The 26,772-nt window shown below is 48.7% G+C and carries 27 protein-coding genes and 1 tRNA gene; 10 read left to right on the top strand and 18 right to left on the bottom strand.

The window, feature by feature from the left end; genetic code table 11:
- Positions 1–55 precede the first annotated feature (55 nt).
- The 12 genes from SynSYN20_RS07565 to SynSYN20_RS07510 form a co-directional block, all read right to left on the bottom strand.
- Positions 56–1,027 (bottom strand): ABC transporter ATP-binding protein, encoded by a 972-nt coding sequence (locus SynSYN20_RS07565; RefSeq protein ID WP_186522707.1) that lies wholly within the window; start codon positions 1,025–1,027, stop codon positions 56–58.
- Positions 1,024–1,836 carry a carbohydrate ABC transporter permease gene (locus tag SynSYN20_RS07560; RefSeq protein ID WP_186522706.1) on the bottom strand — a complete coding sequence of 271 codons (813 nt, stop codon included), beginning with the start codon at positions 1,834–1,836 and terminating at the stop codon, positions 1,024–1,026. The genes SynSYN20_RS07565 and SynSYN20_RS07560 overlap by 4 nt, the downstream gene beginning before the upstream one ends.
- Positions 1,833–2,714, bottom strand: coding sequence for a carbohydrate ABC transporter permease (locus SynSYN20_RS07555; protein WP_186522705.1), 882 nt, complete (start codon positions 2,712–2,714; stop codon positions 1,833–1,835). The genes SynSYN20_RS07560 and SynSYN20_RS07555 overlap by 4 nt, the downstream gene beginning before the upstream one ends.
- Positions 2,711–3,982 carry an ABC transporter substrate-binding protein gene (locus SynSYN20_RS07550; RefSeq protein ID WP_255476196.1) on the bottom strand — a complete coding sequence of 424 codons (1,272 nt, stop codon included), beginning with the start codon at positions 3,980–3,982 and terminating at the stop codon, positions 2,711–2,713. Before SynSYN20_RS07550 ends, SynSYN20_RS07555 begins: the two co-directional genes overlap by 4 nt.
- A 14-nt stretch (positions 3,983–3,996) precedes the next feature.
- Positions 3,997–5,481, bottom strand: a complete 1,485-nt coding sequence (gene ggpS / locus SynSYN20_RS07545; protein WP_186522703.1) for a glucosylglycerol-phosphate synthase — start codon at positions 5,479–5,481, stop codon at positions 3,997–3,999.
- A 68-nt stretch (positions 5,482–5,549) separates the two neighbouring features.
- Positions 5,550–6,101 carry a peroxiredoxin gene (locus SynSYN20_RS07540; RefSeq protein WP_186522702.1) on the bottom strand — a complete coding sequence of 184 codons (552 nt, stop codon included), beginning with the start codon at positions 6,099–6,101 and terminating at the stop codon, positions 5,550–5,552.
- 35 nt (positions 6,102–6,136) lie between these two features.
- Positions 6,137–6,373 (bottom strand): 50S ribosomal protein L28, encoded by a 237-nt coding sequence (gene rpmB / locus SynSYN20_RS07535; protein ID WP_186522701.1) that lies wholly within the window; start codon positions 6,371–6,373, stop codon positions 6,137–6,139.
- 61 nt (positions 6,374–6,434) lie between these two features.
- Positions 6,435–8,339, bottom strand: coding sequence for a molecular chaperone HtpG (htpG, locus tag SynSYN20_RS07530; protein WP_186522700.1), 1,905 nt, complete (start codon positions 8,337–8,339; stop codon positions 6,435–6,437).
- A gap of 283 nt (positions 8,340–8,622) precedes the next feature.
- Complete coding sequence (locus SynSYN20_RS07525; protein WP_186522699.1) at positions 8,623–8,847, bottom strand: ferredoxin family protein; 225 nt, start codon at positions 8,845–8,847, stop codon at positions 8,623–8,625.
- Positions 8,848–8,873: 26 nt separating this feature from the next.
- A complete protein-coding gene (locus tag SynSYN20_RS07520) occupies positions 8,874–10,052 on the bottom strand; it encodes an ATP phosphoribosyltransferase regulatory subunit (protein WP_186522698.1) in 1,179 nt (392 codons plus the stop codon).
- 47 nt (positions 10,053–10,099) lie between these two features.
- Positions 10,100–10,966, bottom strand: a complete 867-nt coding sequence (locus SynSYN20_RS07515; protein ID WP_186522697.1) for an inositol monophosphatase family protein — start codon at positions 10,964–10,966, stop codon at positions 10,100–10,102.
- Positions 10,966–11,334 (bottom strand): 2Fe-2S iron-sulfur cluster-binding protein, encoded by a 369-nt coding sequence (locus SynSYN20_RS07510; RefSeq protein WP_186522695.1) that lies wholly within the window; start codon positions 11,332–11,334, stop codon positions 10,966–10,968. The genes SynSYN20_RS07515 and SynSYN20_RS07510 overlap by 1 nt, the downstream gene beginning before the upstream one ends.
- Positions 11,335–11,380: 46 nt before the next feature.
- Between SynSYN20_RS07510 and SynSYN20_RS07505 the strand changes: the two genes are divergently transcribed.
- Positions 11,381–11,467, top strand: a tRNA-Ser gene (locus SynSYN20_RS07505).
- Positions 11,468–11,690: 223 nt separating this feature from the next.
- On the opposite strand, the gene pstB is transcribed toward SynSYN20_RS07505, so the two are convergent.
- Genes pstB through pstC form a run of 3 tightly spaced genes read right to left on the bottom strand, consistent with a single transcriptional unit; the run spans position 11,691 to position 14,418 of the window.
- On the bottom strand, positions 11,691–12,509 hold the full coding sequence (gene pstB / locus SynSYN20_RS07500; protein ID WP_186522693.1) for a phosphate ABC transporter ATP-binding protein PstB: 819 nt from the start codon (positions 12,507–12,509) through the stop codon (positions 11,691–11,693).
- Positions 12,510–12,565: 56 nt separating this feature from the next.
- Positions 12,566–13,468, bottom strand: coding sequence for a phosphate ABC transporter permease PstA (gene pstA / locus SynSYN20_RS07495; protein WP_186522691.1), 903 nt, complete (start codon positions 13,466–13,468; stop codon positions 12,566–12,568).
- A gap of 2 nt (positions 13,469–13,470) precedes the next feature.
- Positions 13,471–14,418, bottom strand: a complete 948-nt coding sequence (pstC, locus tag SynSYN20_RS07490; protein ID WP_186522689.1) for a phosphate ABC transporter permease subunit PstC — start codon at positions 14,416–14,418, stop codon at positions 13,471–13,473.
- Between the two features lie 142 nt (positions 14,419–14,560).
- On the opposite strand from pstC, the gene dnaK reads away from it, so the two are divergent.
- Genes dnaK through murQ form a run of 4 tightly spaced genes read left to right on the top strand, consistent with a single transcriptional unit; the run spans position 14,561 to position 18,822 of the window.
- Entirely contained in the window at positions 14,561–16,555 is a 1,995-nt protein-coding gene (gene dnaK / locus SynSYN20_RS07485; RefSeq protein WP_186522687.1) for a molecular chaperone DnaK, read from the top strand.
- Complete coding sequence (locus tag SynSYN20_RS07480) at positions 16,539–17,444, top strand: DnaJ C-terminal domain-containing protein (RefSeq protein WP_186522685.1); 906 nt, start codon at positions 16,539–16,541, stop codon at positions 17,442–17,444. The genes dnaK and SynSYN20_RS07480 overlap by 17 nt, the downstream gene beginning before the upstream one ends.
- A 44-nt stretch (positions 17,445–17,488) precedes the next feature.
- Positions 17,489–17,890 (top strand): DUF3110 domain-containing protein, encoded by a 402-nt coding sequence (locus SynSYN20_RS07475; RefSeq protein WP_186522683.1) that lies wholly within the window; start codon positions 17,489–17,491, stop codon positions 17,888–17,890.
- Positions 17,887–18,822: an N-acetylmuramic acid 6-phosphate etherase gene (murQ, locus tag SynSYN20_RS07470; protein ID WP_186522681.1), complete on the top strand. Its 936-nt coding sequence runs from the start codon at positions 17,887–17,889 to the stop codon at positions 18,820–18,822. Before SynSYN20_RS07475 ends, murQ begins: the two co-directional genes overlap by 4 nt.
- Here murQ and mtnP read toward each other — a convergent pair.
- Positions 18,816–19,733 carry an S-methyl-5'-thioadenosine phosphorylase gene (mtnP, locus tag SynSYN20_RS07465; RefSeq protein ID WP_186522679.1) on the bottom strand — a complete coding sequence of 306 codons (918 nt, stop codon included), beginning with the start codon at positions 19,731–19,733 and terminating at the stop codon, positions 18,816–18,818. The two genes, murQ and mtnP, sit on opposite strands and share 7 nt — an antisense overlap.
- 84 nt (positions 19,734–19,817) lie before the next feature.
- Between mtnP and SynSYN20_RS07460 the strand changes: the two genes are divergently transcribed.
- Positions 19,818–20,243: a peptidylprolyl isomerase gene (locus SynSYN20_RS07460; protein WP_186525518.1), complete on the top strand. Its 426-nt coding sequence runs from the start codon at positions 19,818–19,820 to the stop codon at positions 20,241–20,243.
- Between the two features lie 4 nt (positions 20,244–20,247).
- On the opposite strand, the gene ribBA is transcribed toward SynSYN20_RS07460, so the two are convergent.
- Positions 20,248–21,858, bottom strand: coding sequence for a bifunctional 3,4-dihydroxy-2-butanone-4-phosphate synthase/GTP cyclohydrolase II (ribBA, locus tag SynSYN20_RS07455; protein ID WP_186522677.1), 1,611 nt, complete (start codon positions 21,856–21,858; stop codon positions 20,248–20,250).
- A gap of 101 nt (positions 21,859–21,959) precedes the next feature.
- On the opposite strand from ribBA, the gene argC reads away from it, so the two are divergent.
- On the top strand, positions 21,960–23,024 hold the full coding sequence (argC, locus tag SynSYN20_RS07450) for an N-acetyl-gamma-glutamyl-phosphate reductase (protein ID WP_186522676.1): 1,065 nt from the start codon (positions 21,960–21,962) through the stop codon (positions 23,022–23,024).
- On the opposite strand, the gene purN is transcribed toward argC, so the two are convergent.
- A complete protein-coding gene (gene purN, locus SynSYN20_RS07445; RefSeq protein WP_186525517.1) occupies positions 23,015–23,725 on the bottom strand; it encodes a phosphoribosylglycinamide formyltransferase in 711 nt (236 codons plus the stop codon). The genes argC and purN overlap by 10 nt on opposite strands.
- Before the next feature lie 9 nt (positions 23,726–23,734).
- Between purN and SynSYN20_RS07440 the strand changes: the two genes are divergently transcribed.
- From SynSYN20_RS07440 to SynSYN20_RS07430, 3 genes are read left to right on the top strand one after another with little or no spacing between them, the layout of a single operon-like run.
- Positions 23,735–24,106: a DUF1257 domain-containing protein gene (locus SynSYN20_RS07440; protein ID WP_186522674.1), complete on the top strand. Its 372-nt coding sequence runs from the start codon at positions 23,735–23,737 to the stop codon at positions 24,104–24,106.
- Positions 24,106–25,803: a PDZ domain-containing protein gene (locus SynSYN20_RS07435; protein WP_186522672.1), complete on the top strand. Its 1,698-nt coding sequence runs from the start codon at positions 24,106–24,108 to the stop codon at positions 25,801–25,803. Before SynSYN20_RS07440 ends, SynSYN20_RS07435 begins: the two co-directional genes overlap by 1 nt.
- Positions 25,785–26,705, top strand: a complete 921-nt coding sequence (locus tag SynSYN20_RS07430; protein WP_186522670.1) for an N-acetylmuramoyl-L-alanine amidase — start codon at positions 25,785–25,787, stop codon at positions 26,703–26,705. The genes SynSYN20_RS07435 and SynSYN20_RS07430 overlap by 19 nt, the downstream gene beginning before the upstream one ends.
- Positions 26,706–26,772: the final 67 nt, after the last annotated feature.

Raw genomic sequence — 26,772 nt, 5'->3', positions numbered from 1 at the left:
TACAAAAATATCTAAAAACTTTACTTAAAAGTCATATCAACAAACGATATAATGTTTAGGTAACCCTCAGGCCAGATAAAGCATCAAAGCGATGCTCATCGAAAGCATTCCATGACACGTGGATGACTTCAGGAATATCAACAGAAGTCGAACAAGACAATCTAAGAGTACCTTCAGGAGAATCGAGATAAAGAAGCTGCGAGCTACCTAACCATTCACGTGATATTAATTTGCAGGGAAGCCCCTCGTGAGAAAAGAATAGTGACTCTGGCCTTAAAGCACAAATAACACCATTCTTTGGGCGAAAGCAGTTGATCTGAGGACGTCCAATAAATTTGGCAATAAACAAAGTTTCAGGATATTGATAAAGCACTTCTGGAGTAGCAACCTGTTGAATACGTCCGGCATACAAAACGGCAATGCGGTCAGCAATCGCCATAGCCTCATGCTGATCATGAGTCACGTGGATCACGGGTTTGTGCTGGTCAAGTACAAGACGACGAAGCTCAGGCCTTAACTCTTCACGTAGTTGGGCATCTAAATTACTCATGGGTTCATCGAGCAAATAGACATCTGGATCCCTCAGCAAAGCCCTTGCTAAGGCCACCCGTTGCCTTTGACCCCCAGACAACTGAGCCGGTAATACTTCCGCACGATCTTGTAACTGCACAAGTTGAAGCATGGCTTGAATCCGCTGTTGCCGATCGGTTGGACGAACTCCTCGAACATGCAGACCAAGTTCCAAATTGGCAAAGACACTCAAATGTGGAAGTAAGGCATAACTTTGAAACACCATTCCTATAGCTCTAAGAGCTGCCCTGGCATGTGTAACGTTCACCTGATTGAGGATAATCTCACCCTCTGAGACCTTATCAAGCCCAGCAATCAACCTTAGGGTACTACTCTTACCACAGCCAGAGGGACCCACTAATGCAACACATTCTCCATCATTAATTTGAAGGTTTAAATGCCTAACAATCCATTGTTGGCCCAAACGACGACCTAGATTTCGGATATGAAGAGTCATCCCTTTACAGCTCCGCTAGTAAGGCCAGAGATAATTGGTTTTTGAAAGATCAAAACAAGCAGTACCAAGGGGATTGAACCAAGAACTGTTGCTGCAGCATAAGCACCAAAAGGCACAGCAAACACTGATGAGCCGGCAATTCTTGCCATAGCTACAGGCAGTGTCAATTTATTAGAGTCACTGATCCAAGTCAATGCAATGGGGTACTCATTCCAACAAAAAAGAAAGACTAATATTGCAGTACTTGCGGTAGCCGGTGCTATGAGTGGAATCAAAACCCAGCGAAGACGCTGCCAAAGATCGAGGCCCTCAAGCTTTGCTGCATCTTCCAACTCATTAGGAATATTATTAAAAGCACTACTCAACAAAAGGATAGCAAGAGGCTGAGAAAGTGCTGCATAAGGAATGCTTAAAGCTAATAAATTATTGCCTAAGTTAAAATCACGAGCAATCTCTAAGAGCGCTAAAAATAGTAATACATAAGGAAATAGTGCTGCACCTGCTAGCGACAAACGGCTAGCCCAAGCCAATTTTCTGGGTATTAAGTTTAACGCATAAGACGCAGGTATCGCTAATATGAGACAAAGAGCAGTAGAAACAAAACCAACCACAAGACTATTAAACAAGTAAAGCCAAAAAGATGGATTAGCATTTAATATACTTCGATAATGTATTAATGTCCAACGTTGAGAAACAGGTGCAAATGGTTGTACAAGAGCTTGATCAGTACTAAAAGACGTATACAATTGCCAAAACAATGGTCCAAGAGACCAAATCAAAAGCAATACTATTAATAATCGCTTATTCATGATTCAGCTCCAGGCCTGACAACTAAATGCTGCGGAAAGAAAACCTTGACAACGTAATAAGCAAATAGGCAGACGAAACAGATTATAATAAAACTACAAATTATTAGAGTAGAACTGTAGCCAAAATCCAAGAATCGCAGAGCATTTAAATAAGCATATAAAGCAATACTCTCAGTGCTACCAGCTGGACCTCCACCTGTTAAAATCTGTATTAAATCAAACACACCAAAAGCTTGTGCCAATCTAAACAATAGTGCCAACAGAATGTATGGACGTAGTAAAGGCAGTGTGATGCGCTTAAGACAAGTCATTGAGTTAGCACCCTCAAGGTGTATTGCTTCATAAAGATCTGAAGGTATTGTCTGAAGGCCTGCAACGAGTATTAATGCTGCGAAAGGAGTTGTTTTCCAGACATCAGCCAAAACCGTAGCCACCCACGCCAAACTTGGCTCACCAAGAATATTGAGTGATCCAAGGCCAACCAAATTCGTAAAATGGTCTATTGGGCCGAACGGAGTATTAAAGATCCATCGCCAGCCAAGTGCCATAACTGTGGTTGGCAAAGCCCAAGGGATAAGACTTAAGGCACGAACGACATCACGTCCTCGCCAACGTTGATCGAGAAGAAGTGCAATGATCAATGCCAACATCAATTCTAAGCTAACGGAAACGCCAGAGAATCGAAATGTCTGGCTTAAGGCCTGCCAATACCTTTCATCCTGGACTAATCTGCTCCAGTTAGCTCCATAATTAGGTATGGCGACTAAACCTGTAATTACAGAGTCTGCATGAAAGCTTAACCATAAATAGCGAAATAATGGCACAACAAAAACAATAATAAGTAAAAGAAATGATGGTATTAATAAAAACGCAATCATGGTTTCACCCCAGCCGAAATTAAAATCTGTTCTGTATTATTTGTTGCACGGACCATTCCAGTCTCAGGGTTCTGTTGTGTTGTTATGACACTGCTTAATTGGCGTTGTAGTACATCGCTAATTTGGGCATATAGCGGAGTCTCAGGCCTTGGTTTAGTTACATTTAATGCAAGACCAAGCTCACGTATGATTGGGGCCTTTAAGTATAGATCAGTGTCTTCAAAGACACTATTCATTGTTGGTGTATATCCGTATTTGAGAAAGAGAAAATTCTGAGAATCTTCGCTTGTTAGATAGCGTATTGCCTTAATTGTTGAGTCAATATGACGAGAATTCTTCATGACTGTAAGACCCCAGCTTCCTAGTGTAGCTGTTGCATAACCAGGATTAGCAACCATAGTTGTGACTCCCACATTCCCTTTGACCAAACTGTCTTCTTTCTGTAATTCAGCCCAAGCGTAAGGCCAATTTCGCATAAATGCAGAGTCACCAGCTCTGAAACTTTGCAAAGCCTCTTGTTCTGCAAAATTTGTAACAGCCTCAGGGCTAACACCATCCGTTATCAATGATTTTAACCAAGAGGCCGCCTCAACACCTGGTATTTGATCCAAGCCGATGAGGTTACTCTTTGCATTTAACCAATAACCACCAAATCCCTCAATCATTTCTAGAAAAACACAACTCAAACCTTCATATTGTCTCCCTTGCCAAACGTATCCCCATTCCACTTTATTTTCCTTCTGTAGATTCTTACTTATTGAAACTAGTTCATCTGGAGTCTTCGGGGGTACATCCATTAAATCAGTCCTCCAGTAGAGCAAGCCCATATCAGCGACAAGAGGCCAACGATATAAGTGATTGTTAAAGTTATTCCCCTCGCGTGCTCCAGCTGCTAATGAAGACACATCCATGTCATTAAAATATGACTCAAGTGGTTCCAACCACCCAGCCTCAGCATATTTAGGTAACCATGTAACATCCATAAGTAAGCCATCAAATGGGGCTCTACCGAGCAGTAAACTACTAATGGCTAAATCAGACATTGCATCTGTTGCTAATGGACCTCGAATAATTTTAAGATTAATTTTTCCACGATTCTCATGATTAAATTGTTTTGCCAACTCTTTTGTAGAATCAGCGAATGAAGCAGGCATCAATATAGACACTGTTTCAATTCCTTGAGCACGAGAAAAGCCAATTCCAGAACACAAAAGAACAAACACCACCAAAGAAATGAAAACTCTTTTTATAAATGATATATGTTTCATGGTTATTCGCAGATTCATGCTTCTAATGCGTCCATTTGTTCGCTTACCCAATCACTCACGGTAAAGCTTTCAACAGCACTACTCATTCTACTCATTCTTTTAAGTTGTTCATCTTCCGGCATCTCCAATGCACGTTCAATGGCCTCATCCATCTGTCGATGTGAATAAGGGTTGGTCAAGATTGCTCCATCAAGAACAACAGAAGCACCAGTAAACTCAGAGAGAACTAGTACACCACCTCGATCCTTACGAGCTGCTGCATATTCCTTCGCCACTAAGTTCAATCCATCGCGCAGTGGTGTAATCCAACAGATGTCCGAACGAGTAAACCAAGCAACCATTTCTTCATAAGGTATGCGTCGTGTAGAAAAACGAATAGGAACCCAATCAATCAAACTAAATCGTCCGTTAATTCGACCTGCGGTTTCTTCAATGGTGCGTTGTGTTTCTTCGTAGATTTTCATGCCACTTGCAGCGGCAACACAAGCAAGCATAAGAACTACTTTTCCATGCCAATCAGGTCGATGCTCAAGTAGCCGTTCAAAGGCAAGCAAGAGCTCTTCATTGCCCTTGGTGTAATCAACACGGCTAGCAGAAAGGATGAGTTTTCTACCCTTCTTGGTGTCATCATCTATCTGATCGGCTAATTCTTGAACATCAGCACGTGCTGCAAGCTCTTGGATTACATCGGGTGATGTCCCAACAGGAGATGACAAGAGCTGTATCTTTCGTCCCTTGTAATGTAAATAAGGAGTTTCAGATGGCTCTGTTAAAGCGGAACCGGTTGGAGCGAATCTTGAATTGACAGGTATCTTGGATCCTTTCTTTGCACCTAATAAACAATTGGCAGCTCGCGCAAAGTTTTCGGTATAACGCGGAATATGAAACCCCACTACATCGCAACTAAGGAGGCTTTCAAGAATCTGTTCACGCCAAGGTAAAATCGCAAAGACATCATTTCCAGGGAATGGTGTGTGATGGAAAAATGCAATCTTTAGGTCAGGCCTTAATTCTCTGATATAACCAGGAACAAGCCACAAATTGTAGTCATGAACCCATACAGTTGCTGAATCTGCGGCTTGATGACAAGCAGCTTTAGCAAAACGTAGATTAACTTCTTCAAAGATTCCCCAGTCAGCGTTATTAACATTAAAATGGGTTGGAAAGGTATGAAGTATGGGCCAAAAAGATTCTTTTGATGTGACATGATAAAAACTCGATATCTGATTATCTTCTAACGGAATTCTGCACAATGTAAATGGTTTCGGATCAGACATCGCGATACTTTCATCAGCTGAATCCTCAACATTGTCTACTTTTCTCCAAGCAATCCATGTCCCATTTTTTCGCGTACGAAATAAATTTCTAAGCGTTGGGATTATTCCGTTTGGACTTTTCTGATCACACCAAATTCTGTTGCCCTTTTCATCTTTCCCTTCATCAAATGGCGTGCGATGGTACAGAAGAATGAAAGGACTTTGTCCCTTTGTAACCGCCATGCTTCACCTCTCTTTACTAGCTCTGCCGAGCCATGGTCAACATCCCATCTCTAACACGCGCAGAGGACTTACCCGGTTTGTAACTCCTTGAGACGGCTGAGCACCTCGTTGGCATGGCCAACTGGTCGAACTCCTGTCCAAGCAGCTTGAAGCACAGACTGTGGATCGATAAGGAATGTATGGCGCATCGAGTATGGCGCCATCCAAGAGCCGTAAGCCTTGCTTACAACACCATCAGGATCTGAAAGTAAAGGGAACTTCAGCTCCTCAGAACTACAAAAGGATTCATGGTCGCTTACTGAGTCAGCACTGATAGCAACAACCTCTGCTCCTTGCTTTTTGAACTCTGGCAATGCTTTCTGAAAGCCATGGGCTTCGATGGTGCAACCAGAGGTAAAATCTCTCGGATAAAAATAAACGACAAGCCAACGTCCTTGAAGGTTTGTCAAACTCCAGTGGTTTTGATCTGGATTGACACTACTGAAACCCAAAAGATCGAAATCAGGAGCTTTGATTCCGATTTCGGGAGACGTACCACCTAAAGCCCTTACACGAGCGGGTGCCAATAAAAAAATCCCTGCTCCAAGCATTGCTGTCTGGAGAAGGGATCGTCTTTTCATGAAACCTTTATTGATTTCGAAATTCTAGTGAGGCTTCAGAGCTTTCCGAGATCAACGCCCAGTGAACGTGCGTAGGCACCCAACCCTTTCTTCTGGATGGTCTTAAGCGCACGTGTCGTGATGCGGATGTTGATCCAACGCTTTCCCTCAGCCCACCAAAGACGACGCTGCTGCAGATTGGCCTGCTGCAGCTTCTTTGTGCGTATATGCGAGTGACTCACAGCCATGCCGTTGTTGGCGCGAGTACCTGTGAGCTGACACACCCGTGACATAACGGCGTCCTTAAGAAAGCGGTGGCCAATGGCCGAATCAATAGTTTAGCAAAGTGTCTGCTTAGAAACCTCGTTCCATCAATTGCGACATCAGCTTCAAATTTTTGTTTTGGAAGTTTGCAAGCTCCTTGGGATCCAAACCTCCCACTGACAGCTTTGCAGTGTCATAAAGATGTTGAGCAAGGTCACGTGCAAGCATTTCGCTTGGTGATTGCCCCGCATTACCAACAATGACACCCCCGGATTGAAGTCTGAGCAGACCCTCCACAAGGGGGTGCTTTTGATTGACCAACAACACGTGGTAATCGGGTAAACCCGGCAGTCGTTGATCCATTAATGCGCCAATATCGTTCATACGACGCATTTGTTCTGGAAGCAAAATCAGAGCGGCAGGCCCGTTTGATCCAGATTTGAGCGCTTGAACCTGAATGGTGACTTTATCGTTGGACAATGCATCTTTAATCAATTTGCGTAAACTTTCACTCTTCGTTTCCCCATCACCATCACTCAATTCGGGTGTTTCTTCCTTGAGTGATGCATCCAATTCAGCATCAACACGCTGAAATTTCAATTCTTCATGTCGTGATTCAAGCCAGGGGAGGAATTGACTATCAATCACCGTATCGGCGAACAACACTTCACGCTCTTGAGAAGTCCATAGGTTGAGCGCTGCAGATTGTGATATTTCGTCGGTGCAATACAAAATTATTTTTTCATCCTTAGGAAGCCTTCCGCGATACCCATCAAGTGTGGTGAAGTTGCGCTCGTTACCTCCAATTGGATCAGATGTATCGTCAGTGGAGATTGAAGCATTGGTAGCGAACATCACCAGTTCTTCTACCTGTTCAGCAAATTTATCATCTTCAATAGCTCCAATTTTTACGAAAGGCGCAAGAGACTCCCAAGCTTCTGCATAGGCTTGCGGATCTTCTTTTTTAAGACTACGAAGACGGTCAGAGACTTTTTTGGCAACGAAATTACCAATAGAGCGCACACGTCGATCCGTCTGCAGTGCACTTCTGCTTACATTTAATGGGATATCTGGAGAATCAATCACTCCCCTTAATGGTAGAAGATAACGTGGAACAACTTCCTTAATAGAATCGCTCACAAACACTTGATTGCAATAGAGCTTAATTTCTCCTTTCTCCCAATCTGCCCTACCGGTTTGCTTGGGAAAAAAGAGAATTCCTTGTAGGTTATATGGATAATCAGTATTTAGGTGCACCCAAAGCAAGGGGTCGCCTTGAAATGGATAGAGATAATTATAAAGATCAATATAATCTTGATCCGAAAGTTCTCGAGAATTCTTACGCCATGGAGCGACCATTTTGTTAACTGTTTCCCCTTCAAGCTGAACAGGTACTGACATAAAATCGCAGTACGTATTGATGAGTGTCCTAATCCTTGCAGGTTCTATATATTCCAATTCCTCTTCCATAAGATGCAGAATCACATCGGTTCCTGCACCTGAGCGTTCTGCACCTGTGAGATTGAAATTGGGAGACCCGTCGCAGGACCAACGAACGGCCTCATGGTCGGGTTTGGCAGATTGGGTAAGCAATTCAACGCGCTCCGCCACCATGAAGCTCGAATAAAAACCTAAACCAAAATGTCCGATAATGGCATCATCTTCTTGCTTATATTTCTCAAGAAAGTCTTCAGCGCTCGAAAATGCAACCTGATTGATATAGCGCTTTACTTCATCTGCCGTCATACCAATTCCGTTATCGGAAATGGTCAGAGTTTTAGCCTCTCGATCGACGTTAATTTTGATAGTGCCGTTTTCTCCCTCACTACAGTCACCAGCCATTGCGGCCATTCGACGCTTGTTGATGGCATCAACGCCATTGCTAACAAGCTCACGCAGGAATACCTCGTGGCCGGAGTAAACAGCCTTCTTGATAATCGGGAAGATGTTTTCGGTGTGGATCTGAATTTGACCCTGCTCGTCCAACACCGCCATGACAACAACTTTAAAAACCGAATCTTAGAGATAGAACCCATGAGAACACAACAGCCTATTGAGGGGGTTCTCCGAACCTCCGATCAAACACTGTGTTCATTTGGACGCACAAACATTCATCAGACGAGGGATCGTCGCATAGAATCTTCTTCTAAATAATATGAATAACCCGTTAAATCTTCTGAGTGCAAAAATTGATTGTTAGTTGGCTATGATTAAAGATAACAAGTATGTTGAAAGCCTGCAACCCACTAATCTATTGATGAATATAAGTGATTAGCTATCAGCCAGGTAATTGTAGATCTGCCCTCTCTTCTGGAAGGATTGCATTAGCCACGGGGCAAACTTGGAGACAAATACCACAATCAATACAGGTATCGAAGTCAATCCAATAAAAGTCCGTTCCTTTTTTGTTTTTGCCATTCCCTGGATTGATACAGGCAACGGGACAAGCATCAACACAGTCAGCCACGCCCTCGCAGATGTCGGTGACAATGGTGTGTGCCATAGATGTTGGTAACTCTCGCCATCAATCTAGTCAGAGAGCCAGTCGATGGTGTTACAACCAGAAGTCTTGAGACGCTGTTCAGCTTCTTCGCGATTGGAACAAGGCTTGAGATCACATTGAGCGACTTGTCCTTGTGCATGCCAGCTCGTCTGTTTCAAGAGTGCTTTTTCAAGACTTGAGTGATCGCTCCAGCAGATTAAGACTGTGGATTCTAGTTTGGGATTCTCGGAACTCGAGCCAGGTAGATCACGAATATCATCCAGGCAAAAACTAAATCCCACACCCCCAGCATTTGCTTCGCTCTCTCCGCATCGCTCTACTAGTCCGTCATATCGCCCTCCACGGGCAATGACCACCGGAGCTGAAACCCCCTGACAAACGAGCTGAAAGACCAAGCCGTCATACAACTCATGATGAGGGTGAAAGGTTGGATCCAATTGCAGTGTCAGCGATTGTTGTTGAGCAAGGGGACTGAGATGCACAAATAATCGCTTTAATTCATGCAGAACAGGTTGTGAGCCAAAGCTTTCTGCCAATCGATCAAGAATGGTCGCGGGTGTACCACGACAGTCCAAAAGCATCACGAGTCGCGCAAGATCCGTCGCTTCAAGATCCATCGCTTCAAGTCCAAGCCGGTCGTACTGAATTAAGCAGTTGCGGATGTCATCCCGTTTTGGTTGCTCAAATGGTGCCAACACCAATTCCATCAACGCGGTATGGCCTATCAAGAGTTGGGGCTGATGCTCTTCCAGCAGCGAGAGAGCACTCATTGCCTCTATGAGGAGGGTCAAAAGTTCAAGTTCTGCTGCTAGATCTTTCACGCCAAAGAGCTCAACACCGCTGTGCAGTTTTTCTTCGATGCACAGCCCCCCCTCTTCTGCCGCACGGCTTTCGAAAATGGTTCCGCAAGCACAAAGGCGCAGCGGCCTAGGTCGATCCTTCAGTCTTGTGCAGGCTGCTCTAGCAATCGAGGCTGTCATCTCTGGCCGAAGACCCAGCGGGTCATCGGCCACAAGTCGAACCACGTCATGGCTTGCAATGGCACCACCGGCCATGAGTGTGTCGAGCCGTTCCACCTGTGGTGGAGAAACCTCGTCGTATCCCCAGTGGCGATACACCGTCGCCAGCTGCTCCCTTAGATGCTGATTTTGTTGGACTTGCTTCGGATTCAGATCTCGAGCGCCCGTGGCGGGTTGCAGGGCCATCCAGCTAGTCAACAAAACACGAACAACGATCCTATGACTGCCGAACCTCAAGCTCCATAAAGCTTGGGTGGGAAGGCGGTCACGCAAGCAAGCTCTTGCTTCAGTGGGAGGTGAAGTCCTGGTGAAGTCGCAAGAATTCTTCCATTCACCACATCAAACGCAGAGTTTTTGTAGTCACCAACGGAACCACCAGCACAAGCCACCAATGCAGCGCCTGCGGCAAGATCCCAAGGTGCCAAACCACGCTCCCAGTAACCGTCCAGTCGCCCTGTGGCCACAAAAGCAAGATCAACGGCGGCGGCCCCACCGCGACGAACACCACGACAACGATGGGTTAACCAACAAAACTCGGCGTAGTTGTTATCGATAAGCTCGTGCCTGTCGTATGCAAATCCCGTCACAAGAAGGCTGTCTTGCAAGCTGCTGCAGTCACTGACGTGAATCGGGTTGTCGTTGACAAAGCTCCCTTGGTTGGGAGAACACCAATAGGTCTCGTTTAGGAATGGCACTGACACTGAACCCAACAGTGGTTGCCCCTTCCAGATCAAACCAACGGATGTGGCAAAAAAGGGATAACCGTGGGCAAAATTCGTCGTTCCGTCGAGAGGATCCACGCACCAGCAAAGAGCGCCTGGTGTCCCACTGGACCCGGTTTCTTCGGCAAGAATTGCAATGGCCGGAGTCTGTTCTCTCAGATACGCGAGAACGACTTTTTCAGCGGCAAGATCGGCGTTGGTGACCAAGTCGCCTATGCGACCCTTACTTTCGATGCTGCTGAGGCGGCCGTAATGCTGCATGAGCACGGCAGCTCCAAGGTTTGAAGCCGTTTTGGCTACCTCAGCAAGCTGTTTCTGGCTTGATGCGTCGAGGGCAGCATCAAAGGCAACTTTCCGGCAATCAAGTGCTGAAGTCATCATTCCTCATCCAAAGGAAGGCCAGGACGCACCTGACCACGTCCGAAATGTCGTCCGAACTGCAGTTCATAAACCTCATCCTCATCTTGCGTCACCGCTTCGAGAGGACCGATAGCTCTTGCAACACAAAGCAATCCGTAACCCTGTTGTCTGAGCTCTCTTGAGAGTCCCATGGCCTCAGCCTGATCGAGCTGTCCCCGTTGAACTCTCACTGCGCAGGACGTACAGCAACCGTTACGGCAAGAGAAAGGCAGCGGGTCGCCCTGCTGCTCAAAGCTCTGGAGGATGTACTCCCCCTCGGGGACTTGATGGGTGATCGTTCGTCCAGCTTTGGGCCAATGAATTGTGACGGTGTGACTTGGTCTCAAATCAGGTCCTCAGGAAACGCCCTGCTACATTCTCACTTCAGCCACTGGAGAGGTGGCCGAGTGGTCGAAGGCGCAGCACTGGAAATGCTGTATAGGGGCAACTCTATCGAGGGTTCGAATCCCTCCCTCTCCGTTAGCTAACCCTCAAACCCCTGGATCACAAGGGGTTTTTTATTGGAAAGTATTTACCGACAAAGTGATAGGAGCCTAAAATAAACATAGAGTCAGTTTTAGTCGAGCAATTAATACGAATAACACGCACAAATTTCTACACAAAAAACTTAGATGGAATCAGGCTCAAGGCATTAAGTTTTAAGGAGTAACTGCAGAATGATCTGTTCAAACAGGTTGTTTAATTATCCAAAGCGGCCTGAAACGTAATCCCGGGTGGCCTGTTGAGATGGCGCATTAAAAATTTTGTCGGTCTCATTGAATTCAACGAGGTAACCAACTTTTCCTGACCCCCCTTCAACAGCTTCCGCATTAAAGAAAGCTGTCATATCACTCACACGTACGGCCTGCTGCATGTTATGAGTCACAATCACGATTGTGAAACTCTTCTTCAGCTCATGGATGGTTTCTTCGATCTTCAAGGTGGAGATGGGATCAAGTGCAGAACAGGGTTCATCCATCAAAATCACTTCAGGCTCAATGGCAATGGTGCGTGCAATGCAAAGGCGCTGCTGTTGACCACCTGAAAGTGAGTTTCCACTCTCTTTGAGCTTGTCTTTGCATTCATCCCACACAGCTGCCTGACGCAGTGACCGCTCCACTAATTCATCCATATCGCCGTTATAGCCATTAATACGTGCACCAAAGGCGATATTTTCATAAATGCTCTTCGGAAAAGGATTAGGTTGCTGAAAAACCATTCCTATACGACGGCGAACTTCAACTGGATCAACATCAGGAGCATATAAATCAGCACCATCAAAAAGAATTCTTCCCTTAAGAAAACATCCCTCAATAAGATCATTCATCCTATTAATGGCTCGTAAAATTGTGGACTTGCCACAACCTGAAGGCCCAATAAAAGCTGTGACCTGCCCTCTTGGGATGTCACAAAAAACATTTTTTAACGCCTCAAAACCTCCATAGCTAATGGTTGCATTTTGAATAGATAGGCAAATATCTAAATTAGATGGAACTGATTCAGCGGTTGATGTAGCTGTCATGACTGGAGAAAATCAGTGGCGGCAAGAATGGGGATTTACACCTTTGAAGGTGATGATCATTTGCTAGCAAATCGGCCAAGCCAGCGAGCAAGCAGATTAAGAGCTAATATGAATACGACAAGAATGAAGGATGCTGACCAAGCGAGCTGATTTTGAAGATCATAAGGCTGGGCAGCAAAATTATAAATTAAGACCGATAAAGTTGCAATGGGATCAAAGATCCCGTTTGGCCAAAACGGGGAAAATAGTGCAGTAAAAATCAAAGGAGCAGTTTCACCAGCCGCTCTAGCGATTGACAACACCACACCAGTTGCAATTGGGGTAAAAGCCTTAGGAAGAGTGATTTGGCTCACTGTCACGAAACGCGATGCACCCACTCCGAGTGCTGCGCGCCTCAGGTCGTTGGAAACAAGCTTCAAGCCTTCATCAGTTGTCTTAACAACAGTGGGCAGCATCAACACCGAGAGAGCTGTTCCTCCTGCAATCGCACTGAAGGTATTGCCAAAAAGAATACGCGTAGAAACAATCACTCCATAAACGAAAACACCAGCAATGATGGATGGAACGCCAGCAAGAACATTGGTTCCGAAACGAATGAACTGCGAAAAACCACGACCTGTGGAGTATTCGGCTAAGTAAATTCCCCCTCCAACACCAATAGGAATCGCAATTAGCGTCGCAATTGTTGTGACCACAATACTGCCAATAATTGCATTGCCGAAACCACCACCTTCCCCACCTGGAGGTGGTGGAAGTTGAGTAAAAAGATCTAAGCTAAAGGTTGACATTCCTTTTATTAAGATATAAGCAAGAACCGCAACCAGTGGCAAAACACATAGGAATGAAAATACCCCTGCCAATATTGACAAGAGCCGACTAACAAGATTGCGCTTTTCCCAAATTTTATAGCTGAGGTCAGGAATGTTATCTGCCGACCTTGCAAGTGAATGATATTTCATGATTAATACTTAAGACTCAGTCGTTTCACAAGCCACTGCGCAACAACATTAACCAATAAGGTCAGGACCATTAAAACAAAAGCTGCATACATAAGGGAGGAGAGTTGACTTACATCTGCCTCTCCAAACTGATTGGCTAGCATGGCTGAAATGGTATTTCCTGGGGCCAACAATGACCAGCTAAATACATTTGAATTCCCAATAATCATCGTGACAGCCATGGTTTCTCCCATTGCTCTTCCGAGGGCAAGCATCACTCCGCCCACAATTCCCGATATGGCTGCAGGCAAGATGACATTCAAAATAGCTCCCCAACGTGTTGCCCCAACGCCATAAGCAGCTTGGCGAAGTCTCATCGGAACTTGGTTTAACGAATCACGGGCAATGGCAGTAATGATCGGTAAAATCATCACAACCAAAATCAAGATAGCTGGAGCCATTCCGGGACCCAAAGGTTCAGTGCTAAAAATAGGAATCCAACCAAAATCCTCATATAAGAACATAAGGAATGGTCGAATAAGAGGCTCTAAAATAAAGATTGCCCACAATCCTAAAACGACTGAGGGAATAGCCGCCAACAGCTCCACCATCAATCCTATGATATTTCTAACTTTGAGCGGAATAATATTTTCTGTAATGAATATTGCAGTACCTACACCCAAAGGAACAGCAATCACAAGTGCCAATAGAGAGGTCACGAGCGTTCCATAGATCGCCGTGAAGGCACCGTATTCGTCATCAACAGGGTTCCAGTTGGACGTGAACAAAAAATTCAGTCCATAGCGCCCCATCGACTCCAAGGATCCCCAAAACACAACCACAAGGATGGAGATGAGGATCAGCGCAACCATCGAGGCCATGACCACGACCAATTTCTGGAAACTGCCATCAACGAACTTTTCCGCTGGTGGTCTGCTTCGAAGTAGGTATTGAGCCTTGAATTCGGTCACTCTGCAGGCAGACAGATTGCCGAACCGTACCCGTATGCCTGCTGTATTGCATGTAAGCGCAAGAACACCACAGGATTCCTGCACAGAAGAGCTTGGAGATTGGAGTTTGGCCCGTTAGCTTGGAGGCACCAAATACGCGGTTATGGGCCGGATCGTCGGAATCGACCTGGGAACCACGAACTCCGTCGTCGCCGTGCTCGAGGCGGGTCGACCGGTGGTGATTGCCAACGCGGAAGGAACGAGGACAACTCCATCGGTCGTTGGTTACACGAAAGAAGACGAGCTTCTGGTCGGACAGCCCGCTAGGCGCCAACTTGTCCTCAACCCTCGCAACACGTTTTCCAATCTCAAGCGTTTTGTCGGGCGCGCCTGGGATGAACTCGACGACAACACACTCACCGTTCCTTACACGGTGCGTGCAAACAACCAAGGCAACGTTCGTGTTGCTTGTCCGCAAACCGAAAGGGAATATGCCCCTGAAGAGCTTGTCTCGAGCATCCTGCGCAAGCTGGTCGATGACGCCAGTACTTATTTAGGCGAAACGGTCGATGCAGCCGTTCTCACGGTTCCGGCTTACTTCAATGATGCCCAACGTCAGGCCACTCGAGACGCGGGACGTCTTGCGGGCTTGTCGATTGAGCGGATTCTCAATGAGCCCACAGCAGCTGCCCTCGCCTATGGCTTTGATCGCAGTGCTGTTCGTCGGGTCCTTGTGTTCGATCTTGGTGGTGGAACCTTTGATGTCTCGCTCCTTCGGATCGCAAATGGTGTCTTCGATGTGAAGTCCACCAACGGTGATACCCAACTAGGTGGCAATGACTTCGATCAACTCATCGTTGATTGGCTTGCTGATGCCTTTCTCCAGCAACATCAAATTGATCTGCGCAGGGATCGTCAAGCGCTTCAACGTCTCACGGAAGCGGCTGAAAAAGCCAAACAAGAACTCTCAGGCGTTTCCACCACACCGATCTCCCTTCCTTTTATTGCAACCGGTCAGGAAGGCCCTCTTCACATCGAGACCACCCTCGATCGCAAAACATTTGAAAGCCTTTGTCCTGATTTACTTGATCGACTGCTCACTCCCGTTCAGGCTGCATTGCGAGACTCAGGCTGGCTTGCAGAAGACATTGACGACGTTGTGCTCGTAGGTGGTAGCACAAGAATGCCGATGGTGATGCAGCTCGTGAGGACGTTGATTCCTCATGACCCCTGTCAATCCGTTAATCCAGATGAAGTTGTCGCTGTGGGTGCAGCCGTTCAGGCAGGAATCATCACTGGTGAGCTAAGGGATCTGCTGCTGAATGACGTCACACCCCTGTCCCTTGGCTTGGAAACTGTGGGTGGCCTGATGAAAGTGTTAATTCCTCGGAATACCCCGATTCCAGTGCGTCAATCCGACGTGTTCAGCACTTCCGGTGCCAATCAATCGTCTGTGGAAATTCACGTTTGGCAAGGTGAGCGTCAAATGGCTCAAGACAACAAGTCATTAGGCCGTTTCCGTTTATCAGGTATTCCGCCTGCCCCACGTGGTGTGCCTCAGATTCAGGTGGCTTTTGATATCGACGCCAACGGGATTCTTCAAGTCAGTGCGACAGATCGAACCACGGGCCGAAAGCAATCCGTCACGATTCAGGGAGGGTCGAATCTCAATGAAGACGAATTGCAGGCACTCCTCGCCGAAGCGGAAGCGCGCTCTGATGAAGACCGCCGCCGCCGTGCTGCGATTGAGCGGCGCAATTCAGCCCTCACCTTGGTATCGCAAGCGGAGCGACGCTTACGTGATGCTGCCCTTGAGCTCGGTCCCTACGGTGCCGAACGGCAGCAAAGAGCTGTTGAAATGGCCATGCGTGATGTCCAGGATCTTCTTGAACAGGATGATCCTCAGCAATTAGAGATGGGCGTAAGCGGCCTTCAAGAAGCTCTCTTCGGTTTGAACCGCCGCCTTTCAGCAGAACGAAGCAGCGATGCAGGTCCTCTTCAGGGCATTCGCAGCACGCTGGGAACGCTCAAAGACGAACTGTTCGCAGACGATGATTGGGAGGATGACCCCTGGTCCACGGGTAACAGCCGTTCCGACGAACGCATGAGAAGTGGACGTCGCGGAATCGATCCTTGGGATGATGACTTCTATCGCTGAGCCCGATTATTGGGCCCTTCTAGGTCTCGATCCAGGCAGTGACGGGGATTCACTGAAACGTGCGTTCAGGCGTGAAGCAAGGCGCTGGCACCCCGATCTCAACGGAAACGATCGCCAGGCTGAAGAGCGCTTCAAACTCGTCAATGAGGCCTATGCCGTCCTCAGTGATCACGACAGGCGCGTCGCCTGGGAGCGCGGTCGCACCGGTCGAAGTCTTAACCAAGACCCGTTTGCTTCAGGGTTCCCTGATTTCGAGGAGTATCTCGCCGTCGTTCTTGGTATTGGTCATTCTCCAGAGCCTGATCGCCCTGAAGACACCCACGAGGACGATGACTCGCCATCAGAACGCAGACCCACCCCATCTCCCCAACCTCCACCTCCTGTTCGCTCACAAGACAATCTCGAAACAACCGTTGTCTTGACTCCCGACCAGGCCCTTCACGGCACAGCGGTGAATTTGGAGCTCTCCGATGGAACTGTGATCGAGGTGGATACGCCTCCATTCGCAGGGGATGGCTGGCGCCTCCGTTTGGAGGGGGTCGCACCTGGTGGACGTGATCATTTTTTGCAGTTGCAGGTTGTAACCGCTGAAGGCCTCCGCATTGATGGATTGCGCGTGTTGTACCGCTTGGAACTATTTCCGCCCGATGCGGCCCTTGGATGCGCAGTGGATGTTCCAACACTGTCCGGTTCCGTCACCCTTCAAGTGCCTCCAGGGTCATCAAGTGGCCGCCTGCTGCGACTACGAGAACGCGGCCTGGTTTGGAATGACCGACAAGGTGATCAGCTGGTTGAAGTTGTCATCGTGATTCCTGCCCATCTGAACGATGACGAACAAGCCCTCTACCAGAGGCTTCAGGAGCTGAGTCTGGATCAAGGTCGGATCTAAGCAAGGACTTTCGATGAGAGACTGAAAGCGACCTCGAACATCTCATGCTCGTTCACGTCCTTCTTTACGACGCCGGTCAGGACAGTGAGGGCATTCATTCCCTTGAGCTCTCTGGCCAGACCGTGGTTTTGATGTTTGAAAACTGCGACGATGCCGAACGGTATGCAGGCCTGCTAGAGGCCCAGGATTTCCCCACTCCGACTGTTGAGGCTCTCGATCAACACGAGGTGGAACTCTTCTGTACTGAGGCTGGATATGAAGCGCGACTCGTCGAAACTGGCTTCGTACCCAAATCAGATGACGAGCGCTTAATGCTGGCTCCTCCCACTGCCAATCGTGACGTCAGCAATTGGCAAACCGAGGATCAATCACTCGATAGCGTGCAGCCATCAAGCCCAAGTGATGGTCTGGATGACGTCCGTCGTCGCTTGGAAGGTTTGCTATGAATCCATCTGAAAATCGGGGCTACCTCACAACAGAGCAATCGAATCCCCGCAGTGCCGATTTGGACATACTGTCCACAGTCGATCTCGTGAAGCTGTTCATCGATGAAGATCGCAAACCGCAGTTAGCTGTTGAAGGTGCTTCAGAAGCGCTCAGTGCTGCAGTTGATGCCGTAGCAGTGAGATTAAGCAAAGGCGGGAGACTGTTTTACATAGGGGCAGGAACCTCGGGTCGTCTTGGTGTTTTGGATGCCGCTGAATGTCCTCCCACCTTTTGCAGCCCACCAGAACTGGTACAAGGTGTTTTAGCTGGAGGTGCTCCGGCCCTGTTACGCAGTTCAGAGGGTCTTGAAGATCTTGAGACAGCAGGCGTAGACGACCTCAAAGAACATCAATTCGGCGCAAAGGATTGCTTAGTAGGCATTGCCGCTGGAGGCACCACGCCCTATGTACGCGGTGCACTCCAATACGCCGTGGATTTACAGGCCTTGGCTATTGCAATGGCCTGCGTTCCCGCAGAACAAGCACCCATGCCCTGCCATTTGGACATCCGCTTGATCACCGGACCAGAACTGCTGACTGGATCGACGCGTTTGAAGGCGGGAACCGCTACCAAAATGGCTCTCAACATCCTCTCCACCGGGGTGATGGTGAAATTGGGAAAGGTGTATGGCAACCGCATGGTTGATGTCGCTGCTAGCAATAGCAAGCTTGTCGACCGCTCACTGAGAATTTTGACCGATCTCGTTGGCATATCACGCGAGCAAGGCCTTCCCCTACTCAACGAAGCCAAGGGCTCGGTCAAACGAGCCTTAGTGATGGCGGCTGGATCCATGGATCTTCCAGAAGCTCAAACCCTGTTGTCCGATCACAACGGCAACCTACGACTAGCCCTTGGTTCGATCGGAATCACCCTGAATGCAACGCCTCATTGAACTGGAGCGGTTGCGGGTCCCCAATAAGCACTCGTAAATAAATCCAGGCGATGCCTGGTAGCCGCAGGAACAGCATCAGGAGGCGTCATTAGTGCATCTTTGAGAGCGTCATGGGCATGGGAAGAAGGACGTTCACGGCCTAATTTCTCCATGAGAGCGAAGAGGATTGGCCCCGTTGCAGTGGCATTGGCTTTGAGGTTGCCAATAATCATCTCAACGGTCACGGCATCATGTTCTTGATGCCAACAATCAAAATCGGTCACCATGCTCAGGGAGGCATAGGCGATTTCGGCCTCTCTCGCTAAACGGGCTTCCGTGTGATTCGTCATGCCGATCACATCACAACCCCAATGGCGATACAGCTCGCTTTCCGCTCTTGTGGAAAACGCTGGGCCTTCCATGCACAGATAGGTGCCACCACGATGCAGCCGATGTCCGGACGGCATTTCTGTCGATGCTGCAGAGGCAAGCAGATCACTCAACCGCTCGCAAAACGGATCAGCAAGGCTGACGTGGGCAACGCAGCCATCGCCAAAAAAAGATTGAGGCCTCTGCACCGTTCTGTCGATGAACTGGTTTGGAACAACCATGTCGCGGGGGCGAAGATGTTCCTGAAGAGATCCAACGGCTGAAACCGATATCAGCCAGCGAACCCCCAAGGACCTCATGGCCCAGATATTGGCCCGATAGGGAACTTCGCTTGGGAGCAGGTGATGTGAGCGTCCATGGCGGGCAAGAAACACCACCTCAACTCCATTGAGTTGACCGACGCGCAAACAATCAGAAGGAACACCGAATGGCGTGTCCAACGTGACTTCTTCAACAGATTCGAGTCCATCGATCGCATACAAACCACTACCACCGATCACACCAACTCGAGCGTCTTGGAGGGAGGAATGGACTGTGGTCATGGCTTAAAACAGCGCGCATTGACACTCATCTTGCTCGCTTGCCTAAGATCAGTTTTTGCTTTTGGTGCCTTGACGACAGTCCTGATGAAAACGGATGCCGGCCAGATCAAGCTGGAAATGTTCGATCAAGATGCGCCGAACACCGTCGCCAATTTTGTGAAGCTCGCGCGTGAAGGCTTCTACGACGGTCTTGCCTTCCATCGCGTCATCGATGGTTTTATGGCTCAGGGTGGATGCCCAAACAGCCGTGAAGGCGCAAAAGGAATGCCTGGAACAGGCGGTCCTGGCTACACGATTAATTGCGAGATCAATAGTAAGAAGCATGCCCCTGGCATTCTTTCAATGGCCCATGCCGGTAAGAACACGGGCGGAAGCCAGTTCTTCATCGTTCATGAAGCTCAGCCCCACCTCGATGGTGTTCACACGGTGTTTGGACAAACCGGTGACATGGATGTCGTTCTCGCCTTGAAAAATGGCAGTCGCATTGAAAGCGTCACAGTGAGTGATTGATCGGCTAGGACCAGTGAATCAAAATCGGCTGGTCAGCTTGGTCTGTCCAGCCATTTTTTTTGTCGATTAACAAGGAAGCCAAGTCTCTGTCTTCGCGATTGAGTTGCAATGAAGGATGGAGACGCTGTTCTGCTTTCGCCGTTTTCAAGAAGCCAAGCCTTTTTGTTTCCGTCCAAGACGCCAAAGTTTTAAGAAATTGCTCAATTGCGGAATTGTCACCTGAAATAGTCCAAACAAACTGAGGACGCTCCCAAAGTGCAAGCAGTCTTGGTGTTTGTTCTGGTTGCAAACTCAGGTTTAATTCTGAAGCCCACATCTCAGCCCTATTTAAAAGATCTGGGAGCTTCGCGATCAGATCTTCGCCACAATCCCAGGCTAGAGTGACAACATCGTTAGAGCTATTCTCATTGAATAGATGACCTAATTTATCTCTTTTTGTGGCTAGATAATTAGCATTATGATCGCCTGGATTAATGATGAGTGGGATTCGACTCACAACTTCCAAGCCGTACCCCCCGAGTCCTGCAATTTTGCGAGGGTTATTGGTTAAGAGCCTGAGGCGATGAATACCAAGATCACCGAGAATCTGAGCCCCCACTCCGTAATTGCGGAGATCTGCTCCAAATCCCAGCTTTTCATTCGCTTCAACGGTGTCGAGTCCTCCATCTTGAAGGCTGTAAGCCTTCAATTTATTGATCAGACCAATGCCACGCCCTTCTTGCCGTAAATAAACAACAACCCCTTCACCTTCTTGCTCGATTTGCGACAAAGCGGCCTCAAGTTGTGGCCTGCAGTCACAACGAAGAGAACCAAATGCATCTCCCGTCAGGCACTCTGAATGCATCCGAACCAAAACGGGTTCTTGCAGTTGCCCGGGAATACCTTTCACCAGGGCAACATGCTCACTGTTATCAAGTTCATTGCGAAATCCAATCGCCTGAAACTGTCCGAACTGACTAGGCATGACTGCCTGAGCATGACGACGAACAAAACGCTCGTTCTGAAGCCTGTAGCTGATGAGGTCAGCAATGCTGATCAGCCGTAAGCCAAATTGTTTGGCGTAGTCCTGAAGTTCTGGCAGACGAGCCATCGACCCATCGGAATTCTGTATTTCACAAATCACCCCCGAGGGGATGAGTCCGGCGAGCTGGGCGAGATCAACAGCAGCTTCAGTATGTCCAGCACGTTTGAGCACCCCTCCAGAACGGGCTCGTAGCGGAAACACGTGCCCTGGACGCCTTAAATCGGATGGTTTGGCATCGGCCTGAAGCACAACCTGAATCGTTCGAGAGCGGTCTTCTGCTGAAATTCCAGTCGAGACACCATGCTCAGGGCCGGCATCAATACTCACCGTGAAAGCTGTTTGATTTTCATCGGTGTTGCGATCAACCATCAAGGGGAGGTCGAGGGCATCAAGACGATCTCCTTCGATGGCAAGACAGATCAAGCCACGGGCCTCTTTGGCCATGAAATTGATCTGCTCTGGCGTCGCAAACTGCGAAGCACAAATTAAATCTCCTTCGTTTTCACGGCGCTCGTCATCGACGACAACAACGCACTCGCCATTACGAATGGCGTTTAGGGCATCAGGGATGGAATCAAAGATCGGATCCATGTCCTCGGCAGCTGCGGCTGAATGGCTCAGCGTTCTAGGTATCCAACAAGCTCTCATCATGATCGACGCCAGTACGATCAGCCGATCATTCTGCTCAGTGCATGGCGATCAAACGAGTTGCGGTCATCGGAGCATCCGGTTATGGGGGCTTGCAAAGCCTGAGGCTGTTGCAGTCCCATCCAAGTTTTGAGATCAGCCTGCTCGGCGGAGAACGCAGTGCTGGCAAGCGTTGGAGCGAGCTCTGTCCGTTTTTGCCCCTACCGGATGATCCCCTGGTGGAGAGTCCTGAGCCCACAAGAATTGCCGAGCGGGCAGATGTGGCCTTACTCAGCCTCCCCAATGGATTGGCGAGTGGCCTGGTGCCTGGGCTTCTGGATCGAGGCGTTCGCGTTGTCGATCTCTCCGCTGATTACCGCTACCGCTCGCTCGACCAGTGGTCGAGCGTCTACGCCCAGGAGGCTCTCTCGTGCAAGCGCACAGATGCCGATCTTTGTGCTGAAGCCATATACGGATTACCTGAGTGGAATGCTTCTGCTATTGCAACAGCGCGATTGGTAGCTGCGCCCGGCTGCTTTCCCACCGCAAGCTTGCTTCCTTTGTTGCCCTTTCTCAAGCAGGGATTAATCGAACAAGACGGCGTGATTATCGATGCAAAGACGGGCACATCCGGTGGAGGACGCGCAGCAAAAGAACATCTTTTGCTGGCGGAAGCCTCTGAATCCATTAGTCCCTACGGCGTTGTAGGCCATCGCCACACCTCTGAAATTGAGCAGATGGCCAGTGAGGTTGCCGGATGTGGAATCCAGTTGCAGTTCACACCCCATCTGGTTCCCATGGTGCGCGGGCTGCTCTCAACCGTGTATGCCAGATTGCGCGATCCGGGACTCACTGCCGAAGACTGCACCACCGTTTTAGAAAGTTTTTACCGCCATCACACCTGTGTCACGGTGTTGCCGGTGGGAACTTATCCAGCAACCAAATGGGCTAAACACACCAACCGGGCCTTTTTATCCGTCCAAGTCGACAATCGAACCGGACGTCTTGTCCTGATGAGTGCCGTTGACAACTTGATGAAAGGACAGGCCGCACAGGCCATTCAATGCCTCAACCTGATGGCAGGACTATCGGGCGAAACAGGTTTACCTCTCGTGCCCTTTTATCCCTGATCTTTGCTGGAAGGAGGTGCCAAGGTCTGCCGCCATTGCATACCGGCAAGAGCGATAGCCCAGGGCAAGATGCGATGTTCTTGGGCTTGGATACGCAGGGCCAAGGACTCTGGACTGTCATCCTGAAGCACTGGAACAGCCGCCTGGGCGATGACGGGGCCGGTATCCACATCCGCCTGGACAAGATGTGCAGTGCAACCACTGATCCGCACAGACGCTTGAAGAGCTTGACCAACCGCATCGAGGCCTTTGAAGCTGGGTAGAAGTGATGGGTGGATATTGAGCAATCTGTTCGGGAAAGCTTCAATCAGCACTGGAGTCACAATCCTCATCCATCCAGCCATCACAATCAGATCCACATCAGCCTCAAGAAACGCATTCACAAGGGCGTGATCAAGACGTTCTCTCGTCTCAAACTGACGATGATCGAACAACTCACAAGGAATATTCAGACGCTCCGCTCGTTGTTCAGCTCCACAGCCTTGGTTGTTGACCACTAAAAGGCGAATGTCGGCATGCAGCGCTTTGGCAGAAATCGAGCTTTGAATCGCCTCGAAATTGCTTCCGTTGCCAGAAGCCATCACTCCCAATCGCAACGCTGGCTCAAACTGTGGCCATTGCTGAATCGACGGGGAAATCAGCTCGAGACCTGAATCGAGTGAATTCGCAGCACAGTGGCTAAGGTTCAAAGGCGCAGGCATCATGTGCTCATGTCCCATCTGACCATCCTGCCAACCGTCATCACAGACCTCGAGCTTCTTGAGGAAACTCTGTTAGCGGAGCACTACCTCGTCCAACGTCCAGGCCTGATCAAAGCGTTTGGCCAGGATATTTATCCAGCTGAATTGGTAGCCACAGACAGCAGCGGGCTCCAAATGGGCTGGAGGTGGGATGCCGATGGATCGTTGGCGTTGATGCTGGATCTTGGTCAAACCAGAAATTCTGCAGGACACAAAACGCATCTCAAAACCATTTTGCGGGCCTATGCCCTGAGGTCGGCCCTGCGCTCTGCAGATGAAGTCAGCTTGGATCCATCCGTTTCAACAACAGGTCAGCAGGGAGCTGAGCGAGCCATCTGCTGATGGATGGCGTGAGGATTTCGATTGATCTCTGCGAGCCTGCACGTCAGCAACTCAAGGTAAAACTCGAGTGGACACCTCGAGTACACCATCAATCCTGGCTGATGCCGAGTTGGACGCCTGGGTCTTATACCGTTCGCGATCACGCGCAGCATCTGCACAGCCTTCAGCTTCAGCAATCAGGTCGCGCGATTAGATGCAAGCGAGTAGCGCCCTCGGGCTGGACAGCCGAGCTCCTGAACCTCGATCCCGTGTGCTTGACCTACACGCTGGAAGCGCGTCAACTCACGGTGCGTACCAATCATTTAGATCCAGATTTCGCATCCCTGTGCCTCCCCGCGGTGGTCATGCTGATCGATGGGGAACGCTGGAATCCGCATCATCTCCAACTGTGTTTGCCTAACGGTTGGTTAGGACATCTCCCCCTGCCACGTGTTGACGATGGCTATGAAGCAAAAGACTTTGACCATCTCGTTGATGCACCCGTACACGCCGGTCCCTTTGATTCTCGTCCGTTCACAGTTTGTGGGCATCAGCATGAGTTGCTAACAATCGGCGAGCCACCGATGGGTTGGCCTCTCAGCCTTCAAGCCGATATCGAGGCGATCTGTGAAGCAGCTTGCACGCTGATGGGTACCCCACCACCGGCTGGTGATTGTTATCAATTAGTGATTCAGCTGCTCGATCAAGGTTATGGCGGTTTAGAGCATGATCATTCTTCAGTGCTTCAGTTTTCCTGGGAAGCTCTCACTAAAAAAGATGGCTATCGACAGCTCCTACAGCTCATAGGCCACGAATACTTTCACCAATGGAATGTACGTAGACTCCGACCAGGCGCCTACGTTCCCTATCGATACGACAAGGCAGAAATTAGCGATGGACTTTGGTTTGCAGAAGGAATCACCAGTTATTTTGATCTCACCCTGTCGCTTTTAGCGGATAAATCTGATCGACAGACGTTTGTTGAAGACTTAGGGAGAGATATTTCCCATGTCCTTCTAAATCCTGGATGCAACATCCAATCTTTAGCTGATAGCTCGAGAGAAGCATGGCTACGGCTTTATAAACAAACAGCCGCAAATTCTGTTGCTCAAATTAGCTATTACCGACTTGGAACTGTTATTTCTTTTTGCCTTGATGTACAACTTAGACAATCAGGATCGGCCCTTTCCTGTGTTGTTCGAGACCTTTGGCAACGCTTAGGCCGCTATGGCAAGGGATATGAGCCAACAGACTTGATTCAAGCTGTGGCAGGCCACAACATGGCACTAGCCGAGCTTTTGCCAACCTGGCTTGAAACCACAATGGCAGCTCCTATTCACGAAAGCCTGAGCGCTCTTGGCTTGCAAGCGGTTGCAATTCACGCAAAGCACCCAAACGTAGGACTACAACTTTCCAAACAAAAAGGTCGTTTCATCATCAACAAGGTGAGTCCAAATGGTCCTGCTGAACACGCAGGACTTGTCCCAGGGGACGAACTGATCGGGGCTCATGATTGGCGTCTAAAGGGTCTTGATCATTGGCAAGCACTCCTTCAAGGGCCAGAGCAGATTCCTGTTCTTTATGGGCGTCGTGGTCGTCTTAGCTCGACAATCCTGAAGAAAAGCGATCCAATTGTTGAGCAATGGGAAATCAGCTGGGACCCTAGAGCATCCTCATCACAAAAAGACTTACGTGATCGATGGTTTTCAATCGTTTAACTCAAATCTGGAAGCGACTGAAGTCTCAGGTATCGCATCGTGGTGCAACGGTCATCCTCTGTAGCGGCACTGTCGTTTTGGGCATGGGTGCATTGGCCTGGCTGAGCAATGATCAAAGTGGTGCACTGAAAGCGAGTGGTCCGTCTCTCCTCGATCTTCTTGATGAAGTGGGCAGTGAAGCAAAACGAGAGCGTAAAAATGTTGAGCCAACCAAGCAACCGCTCCCTCCTAGGGCGATCTCCTGGTCTTCACCCTTATCGAAACAATGTTCTGGGTTCGACTCCAAGCTCAAAAATCGGCTGGAAGCTCAACAACGCACGCTGAAGGATCGTCGTGTATCGGTAGCAACAGATCCAACAAATTATGGAGAACGCTTCAGAATTAATCCCTGGGGTGCAGCTCTCAATCCGGATCCCCGTGTTGTTGTCCTCCATGAAACGGTGTACTCGCTCCAGTCGGCTGTGAATACCTTTTTGACGCCCCACCCCAGAGATGCAGACCAAGTGAGTTACCACACAGTGATTGGTCTTAACGGGAAAATTGTTGATCTTGTTGATCCACATAATCGCGCCTACGGTGCTGGTTATTCAGCTTTTTTAGGTGAATGGGCCGTAACCAATCCAAAAATAAGGGGCTCCGTTAATAATTTTGCGCTTCACTTAAGCCTGGAAACACCAGGGGATGGAGCCAACAGCAGATCTATCCATAGCGGATACTCATCTGCCCAATACGACTCTCTTGCACTTGTCTTAACAGACTGGATCAATCGTTTTGGATTCACACCAGCGGCCATTACCACCCATCGTCATGTTGATCTTGGTGGAGAACGTGCCGATCCAAGAAGTTTTGACTGGGATGAACTTCAAACCCGACTCGCTGCATTAAAAATTCTATGCCCTTAACGCTATAGAAAAACTAATGTATAGGCGATGATTGTTGAAAACGTGATTCAAATGATTAACTTCTATC

Source organism: Synechococcus sp. SYN20, from assembly GCF_014279555.1.
Classification (GTDB): Bacteria; Cyanobacteriota; Cyanobacteriia; order PCC-6307; family Cyanobiaceae; genus Synechococcus_C.
Note: the sequence above shows the minus strand (reverse complement) of the source record. Positions and strands in the feature narration are given on the sequence as shown.

Bases quoted from the DNA above. Each gene is read 5' to 3' on its own strand.
- SynSYN20_RS07565 (WP_186522707.1), bottom strand. From the start codon at position 1,027: ATGACTCTTCATATCCGAAATCTAGGTCGTCGTTTGGGCCAACAATGG.
- SynSYN20_RS07560 (WP_186522706.1), bottom strand. From the start codon at position 1,836: ATGAATAAGCGATTATTAATAGTATTGCTTTTGATTTGGTCTCTTGGA.
- SynSYN20_RS07555 (WP_186522705.1), bottom strand. From the start codon at position 2,714: ATGATTGCGTTTTTATTAATACCATCATTTCTTTTACTTATTATTGTT.
- SynSYN20_RS07550 (WP_255476196.1), bottom strand. From the start codon at position 3,982: ATGAAACATATATCATTTATAAAAAGAGTTTTCATTTCTTTGGTGGTG.
- ggpS (WP_186522703.1), bottom strand. From the start codon at position 5,481: ATGGCGGTTACAAAGGGACAAAGTCCTTTCATTCTTCTGTACCATCGC.
- SynSYN20_RS07540 (WP_186522702.1), bottom strand. From the start codon at position 6,101: ATGAAAAGACGATCCCTTCTCCAGACAGCAATGCTTGGAGCAGGGATT.
- rpmB (WP_186522701.1), bottom strand. From the start codon at position 6,373: ATGTCACGGGTGTGTCAGCTCACAGGTACTCGCGCCAACAACGGCATG.
- htpG (WP_186522700.1), bottom strand. From the start codon at position 8,339: ATGGCGGTGTTGGACGAGCAGGGTCAAATTCAGATCCACACCGAAAAC.
- SynSYN20_RS07525 (WP_186522699.1), bottom strand. From the start codon at position 8,847: ATGGCACACACCATTGTCACCGACATCTGCGAGGGCGTGGCTGACTGT.
- SynSYN20_RS07520 (WP_186522698.1), bottom strand. From the start codon at position 10,052: ATGGCCCTGCAACCCGCCACGGGCGCTCGAGATCTGAATCCGAAGCAA.
- SynSYN20_RS07515 (WP_186522697.1), bottom strand. From the start codon at position 10,966: ATGACTTCAGCACTTGATTGCCGGAAAGTTGCCTTTGATGCTGCCCTC.
- pstB (WP_186522693.1), bottom strand. From the start codon at position 12,509: ATGACAGCTACATCAACCGCTGAATCAGTTCCATCTAATTTAGATATT.
- pstA (WP_186522691.1), bottom strand. From the start codon at position 13,468: ATGAAATATCATTCACTTGCAAGGTCGGCAGATAACATTCCTGACCTC.
- dnaK (WP_186522687.1), top strand. From the start codon at position 14,561: ATGGGCCGGATCGTCGGAATCGACCTGGGAACCACGAACTCCGTCGTC.
- SynSYN20_RS07480 (WP_186522685.1), top strand. From the start codon at position 16,539: ATGACTTCTATCGCTGAGCCCGATTATTGGGCCCTTCTAGGTCTCGAT.
- SynSYN20_RS07475 (WP_186522683.1), top strand. From the start codon at position 17,489: ATGCTCGTTCACGTCCTTCTTTACGACGCCGGTCAGGACAGTGAGGGC.
- murQ (WP_186522681.1), top strand. From the start codon at position 17,887: ATGAATCCATCTGAAAATCGGGGCTACCTCACAACAGAGCAATCGAAT.
- mtnP (WP_186522679.1), bottom strand. From the start codon at position 19,733: ATGACCACAGTCCATTCCTCCCTCCAAGACGCTCGAGTTGGTGTGATC.
- SynSYN20_RS07460 (WP_186525518.1), top strand. From the start codon at position 19,818: ATGAAAACGGATGCCGGCCAGATCAAGCTGGAAATGTTCGATCAAGAT.
- ribBA (WP_186522677.1), bottom strand. From the start codon at position 21,858: ATGGATCCGATCTTTGATTCCATCCCTGATGCCCTAAACGCCATTCGT.
- argC (WP_186522676.1), top strand. From the start codon at position 21,960: ATGGCGATCAAACGAGTTGCGGTCATCGGAGCATCCGGTTATGGGGGC.
- purN (WP_186525517.1), bottom strand. From the start codon at position 23,725: ATGCCTGCGCCTTTGAACCTTAGCCACTGTGCTGCGAATTCACTCGAT.
- SynSYN20_RS07440 (WP_186522674.1), top strand. From the start codon at position 23,735: ATGTCCCATCTGACCATCCTGCCAACCGTCATCACAGACCTCGAGCTT.
- SynSYN20_RS07435 (WP_186522672.1), top strand. From the start codon at position 24,106: ATGGATGGCGTGAGGATTTCGATTGATCTCTGCGAGCCTGCACGTCAG.
- SynSYN20_RS07430 (WP_186522670.1), top strand. From the start codon at position 25,785: ATGGTTTTCAATCGTTTAACTCAAATCTGGAAGCGACTGAAGTCTCAG.